General features: G+C 31.5%; 11 protein-coding genes. All 11 read left to right on the forward strand.

All coding sequences use genetic code 11. The annotated features are described in order from the left end of the window. Positions 1-34: 34 nt before the first annotated feature. The 11 genes from MOV42_RS03915 (at position 35) to MOV42_RS03965 (ending at position 20,172) form a co-directional block, all read left to right on the forward strand. On the forward strand, positions 35-553 hold the full coding sequence (locus MOV42_RS03915; protein ID WP_324172468.1) for an Hcp family type VI secretion system effector: 519 nt from the start codon (positions 35-37) through the stop codon (positions 551-553). Between the two features lie 116 nt (positions 554-669). Further along, positions 670-3,528: a type VI secretion system Vgr family protein gene (locus MOV42_RS03920; RefSeq protein WP_324172493.1), complete on the forward strand. Its 2,859-nt coding sequence runs from the start codon at positions 670-672 to the stop codon at positions 3,526-3,528. Next, positions 3,521-4,876, forward strand: coding sequence for a tetratricopeptide repeat protein (locus tag MOV42_RS03925; RefSeq protein ID WP_324172494.1), 1,356 nt, complete (start codon positions 3,521-3,523; stop codon positions 4,874-4,876). Before MOV42_RS03920 ends, MOV42_RS03925 begins: the two co-directional genes overlap by 8 nt. Beyond that, positions 4,876-7,470 (forward strand): phospholipase effector Tle1 domain-containing protein, encoded by a 2,595-nt coding sequence (locus tag MOV42_RS03930; protein ID WP_324172495.1) that lies wholly within the window; start codon positions 4,876-4,878, stop codon positions 7,468-7,470. The genes MOV42_RS03925 and MOV42_RS03930 overlap by 1 nt, the downstream gene beginning before the upstream one ends. A 98-nt stretch (positions 7,471-7,568) precedes the next feature. Further along, positions 7,569-8,087, forward strand: coding sequence for an Hcp family type VI secretion system effector (locus MOV42_RS03935; RefSeq protein WP_324172472.1), 519 nt, complete (start codon positions 7,569-7,571; stop codon positions 8,085-8,087). Between the two features lie 116 nt (positions 8,088-8,203). Beyond that, positions 8,204-12,235: a type VI secretion system tip protein TssI/VgrG gene (gene tssI / locus MOV42_RS03940; protein WP_324172496.1), complete on the forward strand. Its 4,032-nt coding sequence runs from the start codon at positions 8,204-8,206 to the stop codon at positions 12,233-12,235. A gap of 25 nt (positions 12,236-12,260) precedes the next feature. After that, a complete protein-coding gene (locus tag MOV42_RS03945) occupies positions 12,261-12,713 on the forward strand; it encodes a hypothetical protein (RefSeq protein WP_324172497.1) in 453 nt (150 codons plus the stop codon). A 121-nt stretch (positions 12,714-12,834) separates the two neighbouring features. Next, positions 12,835-13,281, forward strand: coding sequence for a hypothetical protein (locus MOV42_RS03950; protein ID WP_324172498.1), 447 nt, complete (start codon positions 12,835-12,837; stop codon positions 13,279-13,281). A 75-nt stretch (positions 13,282-13,356) separates the two neighbouring features. Then, positions 13,357-16,227 carry a type VI secretion system Vgr family protein gene (locus MOV42_RS03955; RefSeq protein WP_324172499.1) on the forward strand — a complete coding sequence of 957 codons (2,871 nt, stop codon included), beginning with the start codon at positions 13,357-13,359 and terminating at the stop codon, positions 16,225-16,227. Beyond that, entirely contained in the window at positions 16,220-17,578 is a 1,359-nt protein-coding gene (locus tag MOV42_RS03960; RefSeq protein WP_324172500.1) for a tetratricopeptide repeat protein, read from the forward strand. The genes MOV42_RS03955 and MOV42_RS03960 overlap by 8 nt, the downstream gene beginning before the upstream one ends. Next, positions 17,578-20,172 carry a phospholipase effector Tle1 domain-containing protein gene (locus MOV42_RS03965; RefSeq protein ID WP_324172501.1) on the forward strand — a complete coding sequence of 865 codons (2,595 nt, stop codon included), beginning with the start codon at positions 17,578-17,580 and terminating at the stop codon, positions 20,170-20,172. Before MOV42_RS03960 ends, MOV42_RS03965 begins: the two co-directional genes overlap by 1 nt. Positions 20,173-20,185 lie beyond the last annotated feature (13 nt).

Here is a 20,185-nt window from a genome sequence, read left to right on the forward strand (position 1 = left end):
TAATGGTAACATTTAAATTACAAAAGGAAATCAAATGGATAATCCAGTTTTTATGTCAATCGAAGGTAGCACACAAGGTAATATAACAGAAGGTGCAACAACACCAGAATCAGTAGGTAATATTTATCAGAATGGTCATGAAGATGAGGCGATAGTAAAAGCATTTACTCACAACATCAACATCCCACGCAATACGACTACAGGTCAACCAACAGGTCAAAGAACTCACAACCCATTGATTGTTACTAAACTAATTGATAAAAGCTCACCACTTCTTTATAATGCACTAACTAAAGGTGAGACTTTAAAGAAAGTAGAACTTAAATGGTATAGAACTTCATATGCAGGTAAACCTGAACATTACTACAGTATGACTCTTGAAGATGCTGTAATAACTAATATGGATGCATCTATGGAATCTCAAGAGAGTTCATCAGCGGCTCAAGTTATGCCTCTTGAAGTAGTATCTTTTTCTTACAGAAAGATTTCTTGGAGACATGAAACTGCTAGTACATCTGGAGAAGATGACTGGAGAGTAGGTGTAGGAGCGTAAGCCCCTATACTTTATTTCGGGGAAACCCGGAAAATAAGTTTTAGTGTGAAAAGTATATTTTAGTACTTTTCATACCAAAGTTTATTAAGTATCTAAGTATCTTTAAAAGGTAGAAAATGTCACAACTAACATCTCCCATGAACAATAAAATCCACCAACGAATCTCAGCCCAACTAAAACTATCTGAATATAATCAAGCAGATACTATGATGCAAGGAAGAGACTCCTATAGCGTATATGAACTAGAAGGTAAAAGTTCAATCTTAACAGGGTACGAATATAAACTTACCTTTATAAGTGATGAAGAGATAAATGTAGAGGATATAGTAGATACAGAAACAGAGCTACACTTAAGAGATGAAACAAGCCCACTAAACTCTAAAAAGATATATGGAAAAATCATTGAAGCTAAAGAGAATGGAAGTGTAGCAAGAAAAAAGCTTTACCAAATAAAAGTAGTATCCCCTCTGCACTATCTTTCACTTAACCAAAGATATGAAGTTTATCAAGAGATGAATGTACCTGATATCATTTCATCTATCATTGCAAAATATTCAGTACTACTAAATATTCAACTTGATGTAAAAATAGATACTCAAACTATACCAAAGCGTCATACTTGTACACAGTATAAACAAAGTGATTTTGAATTTATTAAAATGTTGTGTGAAGAAGAAGGTTACATCCTTCTAATAGATGCATCTTCAAATAATCCATACACAGTTACCCTATGTGAACTAAACGAACATGCTCCACTAAATACAGAAATCATAGAATGTACATATAATAAAGTTAAAACATTTTCAACATCAGCACAAGCACAAGACTATTATGAAAATAAAAAGCCTTCCTTAGACTTCAGTATACAAGCAGGACAAGTAATGCATAGTCATACTTTTGCTGATAATGAAGTAACATCCCAATTACGCTCAGATATAAAAAAAGAGACTCTCCGTGATAGACTTGATAAACTAGATGAGTCTCTGTATAAAGACCTCTCTCGTTATGCAAAGATAGATGCAGAGCAAGGTTTTTCACAAGGTATTAGAGTTCTAGGAAACTCAGAAGAATTAAGTGTTAAAGATGGAGTAGTTCTAAACCTAAAAGATATTAAAGGACATAAGAATACTCAAGTAATTGTTCTAAGTGTAAAGTATAAAGCAACATTTCCAAATGCCTTAGATGAGTATGCTCAAGTTGCAGATGATGAACAACAAGCACAGTACAGTGTAGAGTTCATAGCAATCCCAAGTGATGTTATATATAGACCCCAAGTAATTACTTCTAAACCACGAATCCACTCTATACAAACAGCAATAGTATCAAATACAGATAAAGATACTCAAAAGTTTGCAAATGAAATAGATGTAAACGAAAGAGGAGAGATAAAAGTAATATTTCACTTTGATGAAAAGAGACCTACCTCTGCTTATGTACCACTCTCAAATATTTATAGTGGAGATGGCTATGGAGTACAGTTCTTACCTAGAGTTAACTCTGAAGTAATAGTAAGCTTTATAAATGGAGATATAGATAGACCAATAATAACGGGAGCTTTGCACAATGGAGAGAACCGACATCCATTTAACCTGCCAAAAGAAAAAACAAAGTCATTTATAAAAACCCAAACAACACCCCAATACGAAGATAAAGAGGGATATAATGAACTACTCTTTGAAGATAAACAAGGAGAAGAGTTACTAAGCCTAAGAGCACAGAATGATTATGAACTAAATGTACTAAACAATAGTAATACACATATAGCAAACAATAAAAAAATAATCATAGATAATGACCTAGAACTCTCTGTCCAAAACGATTCAACCCAAACAATAGGAAATGATAAGAAAGTAAATATACTAGGTAATGAGATAAAGACAATAGAAAAAGAGCAAATACTAACAATCAAAGAAGACCAAGAGATACATATACTTAGAGATGCTAATACCATCATCAATAATAATCAAAAAACAATCATAGAACAAGATCTTATCCAAAGGATAAAAGGTCAAGTAACTCACTATATAGAAAAAGACCAAAAAGAAAAATACTTAGCAAATCTATTTTTACAAATAGAAGCAGAACTTGGGATTGAAATAACAAGTTCTTACCATTTAAACGCAAAAACAATTAAACAAGAAGCTGAAACTGTAGAAATAGAAGCAAGTGATGGAATAAGCCTAAAGTGTGGGGGAAGTGTTCTAACGGTAGACGGAGGAGGGATTCATCTAAAAGCATCAAAAGTTGATACTAACTCAGGAAATGCAGGAGTAACAGCGAGTAAAATTGCTATTGCTAAAATAGAAAAACCACTTTATAATAAACTTAAAGTTACAAAAGTTGAAGCAAGCATTACTAAACAAGATGAGATTACCCAAGTATTAACATATACAGCAAGTGTAGAAAAATTTGAAGATGGTGCATGGAGTGAAACGACAGAACTTACAACAACACAAGAGGCACAAATCAACTGGTACTTCATTAAAAATAATGACCAAGAGAATAAAGATATATTAACAGACAACCCAACAGACGATACCATTAACATCAAAGGTTTAAAAATGTCTGTTACACTCGAAAAAGAGAATATCTATAAACACGGACATGCTCATGCATTTGTAGTTGATGCAGTTGAAGAGGGATATGAAGTTACTGAACTTAAGCGTTATCTTGAGGTAGAAGATATTCTCGTTAATATTACGAACAATGACAATAAAGAGTTTGAAGCTCAAGCAATATATAATGTTGATGAGATTACTGAAGAAGAAAAAGCAGAAACAAGATGGACAGTAGAAGGTAAAGATGTTCCTGAGTCAAATGCAAAAGGGACAATGACTCATACCTATAAGGGTGAAAAACTAGACCTTAAAATAACAGCATATATAGAAACAACTCAAATGAATGTCGCCGTTGCACATGCCAATTTTGCAGATAGTGAAGAAGAGATAAATGGAGAAGAAAAAAGTAATGAATAGATTTTTATTAATAATATTATTTTTACTAACAGCATTAAATGCGGATGTTTCAATATGTACAGATAAGTTAGAAACTACAAATAAATATATAGAGTGTTTAAAAAAAGAAGTTAATAATAGTAAATCTGTAGAAGATATAAACTTCTTAGCAGGTTACCTTGTTACTAAAAATAGATTTGATGAAGCTATTAATCTTTACAAACAAGCAACTCTTCAAGATGATGCAAAAGCTATGTACTATCTTGGTGGAATTTATGAAGAGCAGAAAAAAGAGTATGACCTTGCAGTAAAATGGTTTAAAAAAGCAGCAGATAAAAATTATAAGGACTCGGTATATAGAGTAGGTTCTATTTTAGAAAAAAAGCTACTTAAAGAAGATGAAGCTATTGCTTATTATCAAGAGTGGATAAAAAAAGGTAATGTTGAAGCATATAACTATCTTGGGAATCTCTACCTAGATAAAGAGGACTTTCAAAAAGCAAAGAAAGAGTATCTAAAAGGTGCTAAAAAAGCTTCCAAAGAATCTTACTACCTTTTAGGAAGTCTTCATGAAGCCTATATAGAAAATGGACTTAATGATGCAATTGATTATTATAAAGAAGGGGCAGAGTTAGGTGAGTATAAGTCTATTTATAATCTAGCAGTGCTGTATGATAATATGGCTAAATATGATAAATCTCAAATATGGTATAAAAGGGCAATGGCACTTAATAATAAAGATGCTTATTTTGGATATGGTCATATGCTTAGAAAAAAAGGCGACTTAAAAGGGGCATTAAGTGTATTAGAAGAGCTTGGTAAACTTGGTGATGGTCGAGGATATTGGGGAATGGCTCAAATATATATCAATGAATACAATGATTTTGAAAAATGTAAAGAGTATTGTTTGAAAACTATTGAGAATGGAAATGCAAGAGGGGCTAGTTTACTTGGATATATTTATTCAAACGACCTTAAAGATAAAGAAAAAGCTATTAAATGGTACACGAAAGCTTATGAAATGAAAGATTGCGATGGAACCGAAAATTTAGTAGTTGTTTATAAAAACGACCTAAAAGATGAAAAAAAATATAACGAATGGTTAGACAAAGCAGATGCTATGGGTTGTGGCTTTGCAGGGTTTAAACGTGGGTATGCTAATTACATAAAAAAAGACATGAAAAATGCAATAAAGTGGTATAAAAGAGGTGCAGAATTGGGAGATGAAGATTCTGCCACTAGTTTAGGGTATATATATTCTGTAGAATTAAAAGATAAAGATAAAGCAATTTATTGGTATAAAAAAGCCTCTAAACTTGGAAATAAAAAAGCTCAAAAATGGATTAAAAAACTAAAGGCACAAAAATAATGTCAGAAATAAAAAGAGGTTCATCAAATGTCTATTATCATGATACAGAGTTTATGCATGTTGTACGGTTTTTTTATAATAATAGCGGAGTCGCTGCCGCGCAGAATGCTAGAACAAGATGGGCTTTTTTAGTAGTTGGACGAGATGAGTTAGGCGATGCGTTTCTAAATGATAAAGCAAAAAGTAATGAAGATAGAATTAATGAGATAAAAGACAGATACCTCCCACTTTTACAAGAGTGTGTAAATGCAAAAGATGAACCTGCCTTTACTTTAGATAAAACAAAAATATCTGAGTTTAGAACTTATCCTTCAAAGTTTAAAAATAAATGGATAATTCGTCAAAGTACACCGTCTAAAGATGCTAATAAGTTAAAAAGTCTTCTAAAAGGCTTTGGTTTTTTTGATGAAGCTTCTGTGTTAAAAAATGATGAAAATATGCATTCAAATTTTGGATACCTTAGGCTAGATGTTAAAATCTGTAATCAATACTTATATGCTGATAATATAGAAGATGAAGCTTATGCTTTAGTAGCACTCCCTTATATATACAATAAAAAAGATGATGTTTATGATGTACTAGTTCTAAGTGAACATGCTTCTGTTTCTTTGATGCCAAAGGTTCTAGTTGAGTATGGAGTCTTTTTCGATGGAACTAAAAACAGTATGTATAATGTAGACTTTAATCTTGATTTTCATAAGTATCTTAGTGAGCAAACTAAAATTGTTTTGGATACGGATGCTGAAAAGCGTCCTATTATGAAAAAAGATGTACATAATGAAAAATTCTATCCAAATGCAGCAACATACATAAGAGAAGTTGATGAACCAAGAAAAGATGTAATCATCAATAGAATTCGTGACGAAATCCAAGAAAATGTCCGTTATTTCCAAAACTCATCAAAAGACAAGATAAACAACGAAGATACAAAATATAAGTCTTGGTTTCAAGATAGAGCATCAGATCATTCAGATAAAGTCTATGACTTTCTTATAGATATTAAAGATGGAAAGTTAAATAAAGATACTGAGAAAGCTGTTAAAGATGGGATAATACTAGATGCAGACACACAAGAGTATAAAGAGACTCTAGTAAAAGAGTATGTATATGATGAGATTCTTCCCTCAGGGGAGGGTAGTAGTTTTGTGAATGGATATACAAATATCAAACGTTTGTTCGAACATTACAAAGCTTATGATCCCTTAAATCTAAAAGACTCAGAGCCAAGGAAATATATAAAAGACAGCTTTAAAGTCTATGCTAGTGGAGATGGTTGTATAGACCCTTATGAGAGTGGGAAACTAAAGTCAGATAGTAAGATAGGTTTAGGATTGGCATTTGGAAGTACCGGTGTATTAGCCCATATAGTATATACCTGCGATAAAATAGCTAAAAACTTACGTCATAATAATTATAACTTAGTAAATGAATTGGTTCTTGATGTTTTTGGATTCTCACGTGGAGCGGCAGAAGCAAGACACTTTGTGAGTTCTATAATGAAAGAGTATGATGTCCAGACATCTGATACAACACGTAAATATACACTAAATACAAGTGATGAATCAAAAAATATTTTTTCTCCTTTTTATCCAGAGCAAGGTGGTGTTTATACAAAGGTAGAAGGACGTTACTACTTTAATCCTCTACGAACAGATATTGAAAAAATTACTGTTACAAAAAGTGTAGGTAGAAATAAACGAAATGTAGACTACTATAATCCATATTACAAAAAATATGCAAGAAAACTACAGATAGATTCTGTTTCGTTTCGTTTTATAGGGATTTACGATACTGTAGCTCATTATGGGATTTGTCAAGCAAATGATAATAAAGATTTAAATTTAGATTTTAAAGAGGCTAAATTAGGAAGACTTGTTCATCTCACAGCTGAAGATGAGTACAGAAAAAACTTTGCTATGACACATATTACTGAGAGTGCTTCTAAAAAGTTTCAAGAAGATTCAAAAATGAAAGAGATAGCTCTTCCTGGGGCACACGCTGATGTTGGTGGTGGTTATATGGATAAAGAAAAGAGTCCTCGTTATATCGCTGATGAGAATGAAAAATTGCTTCTTAAATGGAATAAAAAGTATGAGTGGATAAAGAGCAGTCCAGACTTATTTGTAGAGGCAGCTGAAGATATAAAAGAAATTAAGCGAAATAAAAAAGCTGGTTTTTATAGAATTAAAAACTTGATTGAAGATGATAATTTATATATATACAGACCAAAAATTTCAAATAAGTATGAGTATGTTAGCTTGAAGCTTATGCACACGGAAGCTTTGAACTCAGATGATAATTCAGAAAAAGTTCCTTTTGAAGATATCTCAACTCAATATAAAATTGATTCAAGAAATAATGAATTTTTATATAAAGTATATAAAGAGCTAAAAGAAGATAAATTCGAAATGCATGGTGATTTACATAAAGAGTTAAGACAAGGATATCTTCATCATTCAGCTGATTTAGATGGAATAGCTCCTATTGATGTAAATATGCCTTCAATGGACAACTATACCAATAAGAAAGTGGAAATTTACGGCAAAAGAGTTAAATATAGCTCAACAAAAAAACAGTCTTGCTTTATTAGTTAACTTCGATAATTGTAATATAACAAATAAGCATATTTTTTAAGTTGTTTGTTGTATTTTAAAGACTATAATAAAACTCAAATTAACTATAAGGAAATTAAATGGATAATCCAGTTTTTATGTCAATCGAAGGTAGCACACAAGGTAATATAACAGAAGGTGCAACAACACCAGAATCAGTAGGTAATATTTATCAGAATGGTCATGAAGATGAGGCGATAGTAAAAGCATTTACTCACAACATCAACATCCCACGAAATACGACTACAGGTCAACCAACAGGTCAAAGAACTCACAACCCATTGATTGTTACTAAACTAATTGATAAAAGTTCACCACTTCTTTATAATGCACTAACTAAAGGTGAGACTTTAAAGAAAGTAGAACTTAAATGGTATAGAACTTCATATGCAGGTAAACCTGAACATTACTACAGTATGACTCTTGAAGATGCTGTAATAACTAATATGGATGCATCAATGGAATCTCAAGAGAGTGCATCAGCGGCTCAAGTTATGCCTCTTGAAATAGTATCTTTTTCTTACAGAAAGATTTCTTGGAGACATGAAACTGCTAGTACATCTGGAGAAGATGACTGGAGAGTAGGTGTAGGAGCGTAAGCCCCTATACTTTATTTCGGGGAAACCCGGAAAATAAGTTTTAGTGTGAAAAGTATATTTTAGTACTTTTCATACCAAAGTTTATTAAGTATCTAAGTATCTTTAAAAGGTAGAAAATGTCACAACTAACATCTCCCATGAACAATAAAATCCACCAACGAATCTCAGCCCAACTAAAACTATCTGAATATAATCAAGCAGATACTATGATGCAAGGAAGAGACTCCTATAGCGTATATGAACTAGAAGGTAAAAGTTCAATCTTAACAGGGTACGAATATAAACTTACCTTTATAAGTGATGAAGAGATAAATGTAGAGGATATAGTAGATACAGAAACAGAGCTACACTTAAGAGATGAAACAAGCCCACTAAACTCTAAAAAGATATATGGAAAAATCATTGAAGCTAAAGAGAATGGAAGTGTAGCAAGAAAAAAGCTTTACCAAATAAAAGTAGTATCCCCTCTGCACTATCTTTCACTTAACCAAAGATATGAAGTTTATCAAGAGATGAATGTACCTGATATCATTTCATCTATCATTGCAAAATATTCAGTACTACTAAATATTCAACTTGATGTAAAAATAGATACTCAAACTATACCAAAGCGTCATACTTGTACACAGTATAAACAAAGTGATTTTGAATTTATTAAAATGTTGTGTGAAGAAGAAGGTTACATCCTTCTAATAGATGCATCTTCAAATAATCCATACACAGTTACCCTATGTGAACTAAACGAACATGCTCCACTAAATACAGAAATCATAGAATGTACATATAATAAAGTTAAAACATTTTCAACATCAGCACAAGCACAAGACTATTATGAAAATAAAAAGCCTTCCTTAGACTTCAGTATACAAGCAGGACAAGTAATGCATAGTCATACTTTTGCTGATAATGAAGTAACATCCCAATTACGCTCAGATATAAAAAAAGAGACTCTCCGTGATAGACTTGATAAACTAGATGAGTCTCTGTATAAAGACCTCTCTCGTTATGCAAAGATAGATGCAGAGCAAGGTTTTTCACAAGGTATTAGAGTTCTAGGAAACTCAGAAGAATTAAGTGTTAAAGATGGAGTAGTTCTAAACCTAAAAGATATTAAAGGACATAAGAATACTCAAGTAATTGTTCTAAGTGTAAAGTATAAAGCAACATTTCCAAATGCCTTAGATGAGTATGCTCAAGTTGCAGATGATGAACAACAAGCACAGTACAGTGTAGAGTTCATAGCAATCCCAAGTGATGTTATATATAGACCCCAAGTAATTACTTCTAAACCACGAATCCACTCTATACAAACAGCAATAGTATCAAATACAGATAAAGATACTCAAAAGTTTGCAAATGAAATAGATGTAAACGAAAGAGGAGAGATAAAAGTAATATTTCACTTTGATGAAAAGAGACCTACCTCTGCTTATGTACCACTCTCAAATATCTATAGTGGAGATGGCTATGGCGTACAGTTCTTACCTAGAGTTAACTCTGAAGTAATAGTAAGCTTTATAAATGGAGATATAGATAGACCAATAATAACGGGAGCCTTGCACAATGGAGATAACCGACATCCATTTAACCTTCCAAAAGAAAAAACAAAGTCATTTATAAAAACCCAAACAACACCCCAATACGAAGATAAAGAGGGATACAATGAACTACTCTTTGAAGATAAACAAGGAGAAGAGTTACTAAGCCTAAGAGCACAGAATGATTATGAACTAAATGTACTAAACAATAGTAATACACATATAGCAAACAATAAAAAAATAATCATAGATAATGACCTAGAACTCTCTGTACAAAACGATTCAACCCAAACAATAGGAAATGATAAGAAAGTAAATATACTAGGTAATGAGATAAAGACAATAGAAAAAGAGCAAATACTAACAATCAAAGAAGACCAAGAGATACATATACTTAAAGACTCAAACTCTATTGTTAATAATAACTCATTTAATGTTGTTCAAAAAGATTTAACACAAAGAGTAAAAGGTTTCTCTACCTCTTTTGTAGAAAAAGATACTCAACAAAAACACCTAGGTAGTAAATACCAACAAGTAGGAGAGAACTTAGCTATAGAAGTAAAAAAAGCATACTCCCTAAAAGCAAAGACCATAAAACAAGCAGCAAAAACTATAGAGCTAGACTCAGCAAAGGGAATAAGCTTGAAAGTTGGAGGAAATGTTCTAACAGTAGATAGCTCAGGTATACACTTTAAAACATCAAACTATGATGATAACTCAGCAAACGCAGGAGTCACCTCAAAAACAGTTAGTATAGAAGACTTGAAAAAACCACTCTATGAAAAGATAAGAGTAATAGGAATGCAAACATCAATCTCTAAACAAGATAAGATTACACAAGAACTTATATATACAGCAAAAGTAGAAAAATATGAAGATGGAACATGGAGTGAGACCACAGAACTAAACCCAACACAAACAGCTCAACTAAAATGGTACTTCATAAAAAACAATGATAAGCAAGATAGAGATATATTAACAAACACACCAACAGATGATGAGATAGAGATAGATGCTCTCATAATGAAAGTAAAACTACAAGATGATAATATACAACACTACGGACATGCACACTGCTTTGTAAATAGCCCAGAAGATGAAACAGAGGGTTATGGACTAAGTGAACTAAAACGCCAAGTAAATGTAGTAGAAGTCTTAGGTAAGAATATAGTTGAACCTCACTCTACTCAAATAAACTATAGTGTTGAACTAAACATAGATAACCCAACAAAAGATGAGATAAAAGATTTAAAAGTAGAGATACAAGAAAAAGACTCTTCAGGTAAAGTAACAACTATAGAAGAAAAAGTAAAAGATGACCTAAGCGTAGAACATAAACTTAAAACAAAAAAAGAAGATGAACCTAAACTAGTAGAGATAAATATAAAAGTATACCCAAGAGAGTATCCAAAAAACACAGGAGAGACTATCTCTTATGTAAGACCTACACTTGAAGGTGAAATAACAAATGTTTCAATAGATAAACCAACACAAGCCTTCGCTAAAGTAGTAAAACCTGATGAAGAGATAATAATAAAAGCAAATGCAAATATTGGAGAAGGAACACAAATACAACTAGATATAGTCACTTTGCTAAAAAACATCAATGAACCTAAAGTATGTAGCTTCGAAGAGTATGTTAAAAACAAAGAGATTCAAAAAACATTAACTATGCAAGAAATAGCAACAATGCTAAGTATAGATATAAATGATATACAAGATATACAAGCAGTAGTGAAACATAAAGATAAAGAGTATAAAAGTAATAAAACAAGTATACAAAGAACCCTAAAATCAAAACTCTACAAAGAAGATAAAGTTTTAAATGATATAGTAGAAGATATACAAAAGACAGTATTTAAAAAAGGTTCTAAAGGTAATGAAGTAAAACTCATACAAGAAGCTCTTCAAAAGATGAAAATAGATATAGGTAGTGATGGTATAGATGCTAAGTTAGGAAATGATGGAGAACAAGCAGTAATGACTTTCCAAGAGAACTATAAAGCAACACATAACACTCATCAATACAATCAAAGTAAAGCTGACGGAGTAGTAGGAAAGAACACACTACTTGCTTTGGATGAGGCTTTGGTTGAGGGGTGGGGGTATGTTGAGCCTGAAACTATCTTTCCACTTCCTTTTGTTCCAAAAGAAAGTTATAAAAGTGGTATGCGAAAATTTGGTGCTGGACGTCCTCCTAGTAAAAGAATACATGCAGGATGTGATTTATATGCTCCAGAAGGAACAAAAATTTATGCTATGGAAGATGGTGTAATACTTGAGCATAAAAGTTTTTATTTAAAGACAAACCAAATAACAATTAAGCATGCAAAGTATGTTGCTAGATATGGTGAAATAAGACCTAATGGAAAAGGAATAGCAAGTGGTTTGAAAGTTGGTTCAAAAGTAAAAAAAGGTCAGCATATAGGATATGTTGGACAATTAGTATTTAAAAGTGGTACAAAAATGTCAATGTTACATTTAGAGTTGTATAAAGGAACAAGTAAAGGTTCTTTAACAGATAAAAGTAACTTACCGTATGAGAGAAGAAGTGATTTAATTAATCCAACAGATATTCTTGATAAAGCAAAAAGTAATTTACCAAAATAGCTAAATAACAGATAAGGAAAATAGCATGAAGTTCATAATAGGAATATTAATATCTATATCGATTTTAATAGCAGGTAGTACAGATAAAATTTTTAATATAGATAGTGTATCAATTAAAATATATGATCATAATTCAAATAAAATAGTTTTAAAACCTACTAGTATTTATGGTAATAATATGAGTTTATTTGTAGCAATTAAAATTTCACAGATTAACGATTATATGCAAAAATATACATTGAGCTTAAAAGGTCATGGTAAGGGTCGCGAAAATGATGCTGAAGGTTTAGTAGAAGACTATAATGTATCTGAATCAAAAAATGTTGTTTTATATACCAATGAACCACAATTTATACCATTCATTTTAGAGTATCCTTGTACAGAAGAAGGGACTTTTACAATTATATTAAGTAATGAGAAAGGTACAAGAGTAACTAAAAAAGTCATAAATAATCTAACTGGTTGTTCCCTTAACTAAAAAATTAAATTACGCAAGGTGGACAATCATATTATGTGGGAGATGGTTTAAATAAAGCTCATTTATCATTAGATGAAATGAAAAATGCTTTAGAAAAATCAAAAAAGAATAAAGGTAAAAAATGAGATTAATTATACTATTATTAACACTACTCATAAGTATCAATGCATGTGCGAAGGATGACATATTTAGTAAGTACCCTGTGAATAATATTTATAAAGGTGGCTTTTTTGAACTTGTTTATGATGAAAATAAAATGAGTTTAGAATATTATAACACTACGAAAAAAGAGCTTTCAAAAGGAGTTGGTTTTTCAGGTAAGTATGTTGTGGTTATAACTGCACTTGGAAATATGAAAATTAGAGCAGGAACAGTAGTCAATGTTAATAATGGTAAGGCTTATGACTTTCCAACCATTTATGCGATAGATGATACTTTAGAATTTGATATAAAATTTAAAAAAGACAGTAGTGCAATTTGTATATCTGGCACAGATGCATATAATGGGAAAATTTATAAAAACAAATGCTACAACTTTAAAGAAGGAAAATTTATTCCTATAAATTAGTAATTTAAAAAACTAAATTTAATATAAATATAAAGAAGCAATATAAGTAAATAGATAGGGAGAGAAGATATTAATATGACTAAACTAATGAACTCCAACACCCTAAACCAAAAAACCAAACCCCATAAAACCAAAACAGCCCAACTAAAACTATCTGAATATAATCAAGCAGATACTATTATGCAAGGAAGAGACTCCTATAGCGTATATGAACTAGAAGGTAAAAGTTCAATCTTAACTGGATACGAATATAAACTTACCTTTATAAGTGATGAAGAGATAAATGTAGAGGATATAGTAGATACAGAGACAGAACTACACTTAAGAGATGAAACAAGCCCACTAAATTCTAAAAAGATATATGGAAAAATCATTGAAGCTAAAGAGAATGGAAGTGTAGCAAGAAAAAAGCTTTACCAAATAAAAATAGTATCCCCTCTACACTATCTTTCACTTAACCAAAGATATGAAGTTTATCAAGAGATGAATGTACCTGATATCATTTCATCTATCATTGCAAAATATTCAGTACTACTAAATATTCAACTTGATGTAAAAATAGATACTCAAACTATACCAAAGCGTCATACTTGTACGCAGTATAAACAAAGTGACTTTGAATTTATTAAAATGTTGTGCGAAGAAGAAGGTTATATCCTTCTAATAGATGCATCTTCAAATAATCCATACACAGTTACCCTATGTGAACTAAACGAACATGCTCCACTAAATACAGAAATCATAGAATGTACATATAATAAAGTTAAAACATTTTCAACATCAGCACAAGCACAAGACTATTATGAAAATAAAAAGCCTTCTTTAGACTTCAATATACAAGCAGGACAAGTAATGCATAGTCATACTTTTGCTGATAATGAAGTAACATCCCAATTACGCTCAGATATAAAAAAAGAGACTCTCCGTGATAGACTTGATAAACTAGATGAGTCTCTGTATAAAGACCTCTCTCGTTATGCAAAGATAGATGCAGAGCAAGGTTTTTCACAAGGTATTAGAGTTCTAGGAAACTCAGAAGAATTAAGTGTTAAAGATGGAGTAGTTCTAAACCTAAAAGATATTAAAGGACATAAGAATACTCAAGTAATTGTTCTAAGTGTAAAGTATAAAGCAACATTTCCAAATGCCTTAGATGAGTATGCTCAAGTTGCAGATGATGAACAACAAGCACAGTACAGTGTAGAGTTCATAGCAATCCCAAGTGATGTTATATATAGACCCCAAGTAATTACCTCCAAACCACGAATCCACTCTATACAAACAGCAATAGTATCAAATACAGATAAAGATACTCAAAAGTTTGCAAATGAAATAGATGTAAACGAAAGAGGAGAGATAAAAGTAATATTTCACTTTGATGAAAAGAGACCTACCTCTGCTTATGTACCACTCTCAAATATTTATAGTGGAGATGGCTATGGCGTACAGTTCTTACCTAGAGTTAACTCTGAAGTAATAGTAAGCTTTATAAATGGAGATATAGATAGACCAATAATAACGGGAGCTTTGCACAATGGAGAAAACCGACATCCATTTAACCTGCCAAAAGAAAAAACAAAGTCATTTATAAAAACCCAAACAACACCCCAATACGAAGATAAAGAGGGATATAATGAACTACTCTTTGAAGATAAACAAGGAGAAGAGTTACTAAGCCTAAGAGCACAGAATGATTATGAACTAAATGTACTAAACAATAGTAATACACATATAGCAAACAATAAAAAAACAATCATAGATAATGACCTAGAACTCACTGTCCAAAACGATTCAACCCAAACAATAGGAAATGATAAGAAAGTAAATATACTAGGTAATGAGATAAAGACAATAGAAAAAGAGCAAATACTAACAATCAAAGAAGACCAAGAGATACATATACTTAAAGATGCTAACACCATCATCAATAATAATCAAAAAACAATCATAGAACAAGATCTTATCCAAAGGATAAAAGGTCAAGTAACTCACTATATAGAAAAAGACCAAAAAGAAAAATACTTAGCAAATCTATTTTTACAAATAGAAGCAGAACTTGGGATTGAAATAACAAGTTCTTACCATTTAAACGCAAAAACAATTAAACAAGAAGCTGAAACTGTAGAAATAGAAGCAAGTGATGGAATAAGCCTAAAGTGTGGTGGAAGTGTTCTAACTGTAGATGGAGGAGGGATTCATCTAAAAGCATCAAAAGTTGATACTGACTCAGGAAATGCAGGAGTAACAGCGAGTAACATTGCTATTGCTAAAATAGAAAAACCACTCTATAATAAACTCAAAGTTACAAAAGTTGAAGCAAGCATTACTAAACAAGATGAGATTACCCAAGTATTAACATACACAGCTAGTGTAGAAAAGTTTGAAGATGGTGCATGGAGTGAAACAACAGAACTTACAACAACACAAAATGCACAAATCAACTGGTACTTCGTTAAAAATAATGACCAAGAGAATAAAGATATATTAACAGACAACCCAACAGACGATACCATTAACATCAAAGGTTTAGAAATGTCTGTTACACTCGAAAAAGAGAATATCTATAAACACGGACATGCTCATGCATTTGTAGTTGATGCAGTTGAAGAGGGATATGAAGTTACTGAACTTAAACGTATGCTTGAGGTAGAAGATATTCTCGTTAATATTACGAACAATGACAATAAAGAGTTTGAAGCTCAAGCAATATATAATGTTGATGAGATTACTGAAGAAGAAAAAGCAGAAACAAGATGGACAGTAGAAGGTAAAGATGTTCCTGAGTCAAATGCAAAAGGGACAATGACTCATACCTATAAGGGTGAAAAACTAGACCTTAAAATAACAGCATATATAGAAACAACTCAAATGAATGTCGCCGTTGCACATGCCAATTTTGCAGATAGTGAAGAAGAGATAAATGGAGAAGAAAAAAGTAATGAATAGATTTTTATTAATAACATTATTTTTACTAACAGCATTAAATGCTGATGTTTCAATATGTACAGATAAGTTAGAAACTACAAATCAATATATAGAGTGTTTAAAAAAAGAAGTTAATAATAGTAAATCAATAGAAGATATAAATTTCTTAGCAGGTTACCTTGTTACTAAAAACAGATTTGATGAAGCTATTAATTTTTACAAACAAGCAACTCTTCAAGATGATGCAAAAGCTATGTACTATCTTGGTGGAATTTATGAAGAGCAGAAAAAAGAGTATGACCTTGCAGTAAAATGGTTTAAAAAAGCAGCAGATAAAAATTATAAAGATTCAGTATTTAGAGTAGGTTCAATCTTAGAAAAAAAGCTACTTAAAGAAGATGAAGCTATTGCTTATTATCAAGAGTGGATAAAAAAAGGTAATGTTGAAGCATATAACTATCTTGGGAATCTCTACCTAGATAAAGAGGACTTTCAAAAAGCAAAGAAAGAGTACCTAAAAGGTGCTAAAAAAGCTTCCAAAGAATCTTACTACCTTTTAGGAAGTCTTCATGAAGCCTATATAGAAAATGGGCTTAATGATGCAATTTATTATTATAAAGAAGGGGCAGAGTTAGGTGAGTATAAGTCTATTTATAATCTAGCAGCCAATTATGACAAACTGCTAGAGTATAAAAAAGCAGAACCTTGGTATAAAAAATCGATGGCACTCGGAAATAAAGATGCTTATGATGCTTATGGATATATGCTTGCTAAAAAAGGAGATGCTAAAGAGGCATTAGAAATATTTCAACGCTTAGCAAACCTAAATGATAGCAGAGGTTATATAGGGATGGCAAGGGTTTATGTTAATGAGTATAAAGATTATGAGAATGAAAAGAAGTATGCTTTAAAGGCGATAGAGTTAGGTGATGCTGATGGTGCTGTAATGATAGGATATATGTATTCAAATCATTTAAATGACAAAGAAAAAGCTATTAAATGGTACACAAAAGCTTATGAAATGAAAGATTGCGATGGAACCGAAAATTTAGCATTTGTTTATAGAGATAAATATAAAGATAATGATAAATATTTATATTGGATGGAAAAAGCTTTTAATATTGGTTGCAGTAGTAGTGGGCATGATATAGGAACTTATTATCTCACTGAAAAAAAAGATATAAAAACAGCTATGTTATGGTATGAAAAAGCAGCTAATTTAGGCTATATGTCATCGGCTAAAAATTTAGCGATACTGTATAAAACGGAGTTAGACAATAACGACAAAGCAATTTATTGGTATAAACGAGCTGATAGACTTGGATATAAAGGTGCAAAAAAACAACTAAAAAAACTAGAGGCACAAAAATAATGTCAGAAATTAAAAGAGGCTCATCAAATGTTTATTATCATGATACAGAGTTTATGCATGTTGTACGGTTTTTTTATAATAATAGTGGAGTCGCTGCCGCGCAGAATGCTAGAACTAGATGGGCTTTTTTAGTAGTTGGACGAGATGAGTTAGGCGATGCGTTTCTAAATGATAAAGCAAAAAGTAATGAAGATAGAATTAATGAGATAAAAGATAAATACCTCCCACTTTTACAAGAGTGTGTAAATGCAAAAGATGAACCTGCCTTTACTTTAGATAAAACAAAAATATCTGAGTTTAGAACTTATCCCTCAAAGTTTAAAAATAAATGGATAATTCGTCAAAGTACACCGTCTAAAGATGCTAATAAGTTAAAAAGTCTTCTAAAAGGTTTTGGTTTTTTTGATGAAGCTTCTGTGTTAAAAAATGATGAGAATATGCATTCAAATTTTGGATACCTTAGGCTAGATGTTAAAATTTGTAATCAATACTTATATGCTGATAATATAGAAGATGAAGCTTATGCTTTAGTAGCACTCCCTTATATATACAATAAAAAAGATGATGTTTATGATGTACTAGTTCTAAGTGAACATGCTTCTGTTTCTTTGATGCCAAAGGTTCTAGTTGAGTATGGAGTCTTTTTCGATGGAACTAAAAACAGTATGTATAATGTAGACTTTAATCTGGATTTTCATAAGTATCTTAGTGAGCAAACTAAAATTGTTTTGGATGTTGATGCTGAAAGTTTAGATATTACTAAAAGAGATGAACATAATAAAGATTTCTATCCAAACGCAGCAACGTACATAAGAAAAGTTAATGAACCAAGAAAAGATGTAATTATCAACGTTATTCGTGACGAAATCCAAGAAAATGTCCGTTATTTCCAAAACTCATCAAAAGACAAGATAAACAACGAAGATACAAAATATAAGTCTTGGTTTCAAGATAGAGCATCAGATCATTCAGATAAAGTCTATGACTTTCTTATAAATATTAAAGATGGAAAGTTAAACAAAGATACTGAGAAAGCTGTTAAAGATGGGATAATACTAGATGCAGACACACAAGAGTATAAAGAGACTCTAGTAAAAGAGTATGTATATGATGAGATTCTTCCTTCAGGGGAGGGCAGTAGTTTTGTGAATGGATATACAAATATCAAACGTTTGTTCGAACATTACAAAGCTTATGATCCCTTAAATCTAAAAGACTCAGAGCCAAGGAAATATATAAAAGACAGCTTTAAAGTCTATGCTAGTGGAGATGGTTGTATAGACCCTTATGAGAGTGGGAAACTAAAGTCAGATAGTAAGATAGGTTTAGGATTGGCATTTGGAAGTACCGGTGTATTAGCCCATATAGTATATACCTGCGATAAAATAGCTAAAAACTTACGTCATAATAATTATAACTTAGTAAATGAATTGGTTCTTGATGTTTTTGGATTCTCACGTGGAGCGGCAGAAGCAAGACACTTTGTGAGTTCTATAATGAAAGAGTATGATGTCCAGACATCTGATACAACACGTAAATATACACTAAATACAAGTGATGAATCAAAAAACATATTTTCTCCTTTTTATCCAGAGCAAGGTGGTGTTTATACAAAGGTAGAAGGACGTTACTACTTTAATCCTCTACGAACAGATATTGAAAAAATTACTGTTACAAAAAGTGTAGGTCGGAATAAACGAGATGTAGACTACTATAATCCATATTACAAAAAATATGCAAGAAAACTACAGATAGATTCTGTTTCGTTTCGTTTTATAGGGATTTACGATACTGTAGCTCATTATGGGATTTGTCAAGCAAATGATAATAAAGATTTAAATTTAGATTTTAAAGAGGCTAAATTAGGAAGACTTGTTCATCTCACAGCTGAAGATGAGTACAGAAAAAACTTTGCTATGACACATATTACTGAGAGTGCTTCTAAAAAGTTTCAAGAAGATTCAAAAATGAAAGAGATAGCTCTTCCTGGGGCACACGCTGATGTCGGTGGTGGTTATATGGATAAAGAAAAGAGTCCTCGTTATATCGCTGATGAGAATGAAAAATTGCTTCTTAAATGGAATAAAAAGTATGAGTGGATAAAGAGCAGTCCAGACTTATTTGTAGAGGCAGCTGAAGATATAAAAGAAATTAAGCGAAATAAAAAAGCTGGTTTTTATAGAATTAAAAACTTGATTGAAGATGATAATTTATATATATACAGACCAAAAATTTCAAATAAGTATGAGTATGTTAGCTTGAAGCTTATGCACACGGAAGCTTTGAACTCAGATGATAATTCAGAAAAAGTTCCTTTTGAAGATATCTCAACTCAATATAAAATTGATTCAAGAAATAATAAATTTTTATATAAAGTATACAAAGAGCTAAGAGAAGATAAATTCGAAATGCATGGTGATTTACATAAAGAGTTAAGACAAGGATATCTTCATCATTCAGCTGATTTAGATGGAATAGCTCCTATTGATGTAAATATGCCTTCAATGGACAACTATACCAATAAGAAAGTGGAAATTTACGGCAAAAGAGTTAAATATAGCTCAACAAAAAAACAGTCTTGCTTTATTAGTTAACTTCGATAATTGT

Source organism: Sulfurimonas sp. (assembly GCF_029027405.1).
Taxonomy (GTDB): domain Bacteria; phylum Campylobacterota; class Campylobacteria; order Campylobacterales; family Sulfurimonadaceae; genus Sulfurimonas.

Coding starts and splice junctions, on each gene's coding strand:
- MOV42_RS03915 (WP_324172468.1), top strand. CDS start 35: ATGGATAATCCAGTTTTTATGTCAATCGAAGGTAGCACACAAGGTAAT.
- MOV42_RS03920 (WP_324172493.1), top strand. CDS start 670: ATGTCACAACTAACATCTCCCATGAACAATAAAATCCACCAACGAATC.
- MOV42_RS03925 (WP_324172494.1), top strand. CDS start 3,521: ATGAATAGATTTTTATTAATAATATTATTTTTACTAACAGCATTAAAT.
- MOV42_RS03930 (WP_324172495.1), top strand. CDS start 4,876: ATGTCAGAAATAAAAAGAGGTTCATCAAATGTCTATTATCATGATACA.
- MOV42_RS03935 (WP_324172472.1), top strand. CDS start 7,569: ATGGATAATCCAGTTTTTATGTCAATCGAAGGTAGCACACAAGGTAAT.
- tssI (WP_324172496.1), top strand. CDS start 8,204: ATGTCACAACTAACATCTCCCATGAACAATAAAATCCACCAACGAATC.
- MOV42_RS03945 (WP_324172497.1), top strand. CDS start 12,261: ATGAAGTTCATAATAGGAATATTAATATCTATATCGATTTTAATAGCA.
- MOV42_RS03950 (WP_324172498.1), top strand. CDS start 12,835: ATGAGATTAATTATACTATTATTAACACTACTCATAAGTATCAATGCA.
- MOV42_RS03955 (WP_324172499.1), top strand. CDS start 13,357: ATGACTAAACTAATGAACTCCAACACCCTAAACCAAAAAACCAAACCC.
- MOV42_RS03960 (WP_324172500.1), top strand. CDS start 16,220: ATGAATAGATTTTTATTAATAACATTATTTTTACTAACAGCATTAAAT.
- MOV42_RS03965 (WP_324172501.1), top strand. CDS start 17,578: ATGTCAGAAATTAAAAGAGGCTCATCAAATGTTTATTATCATGATACA.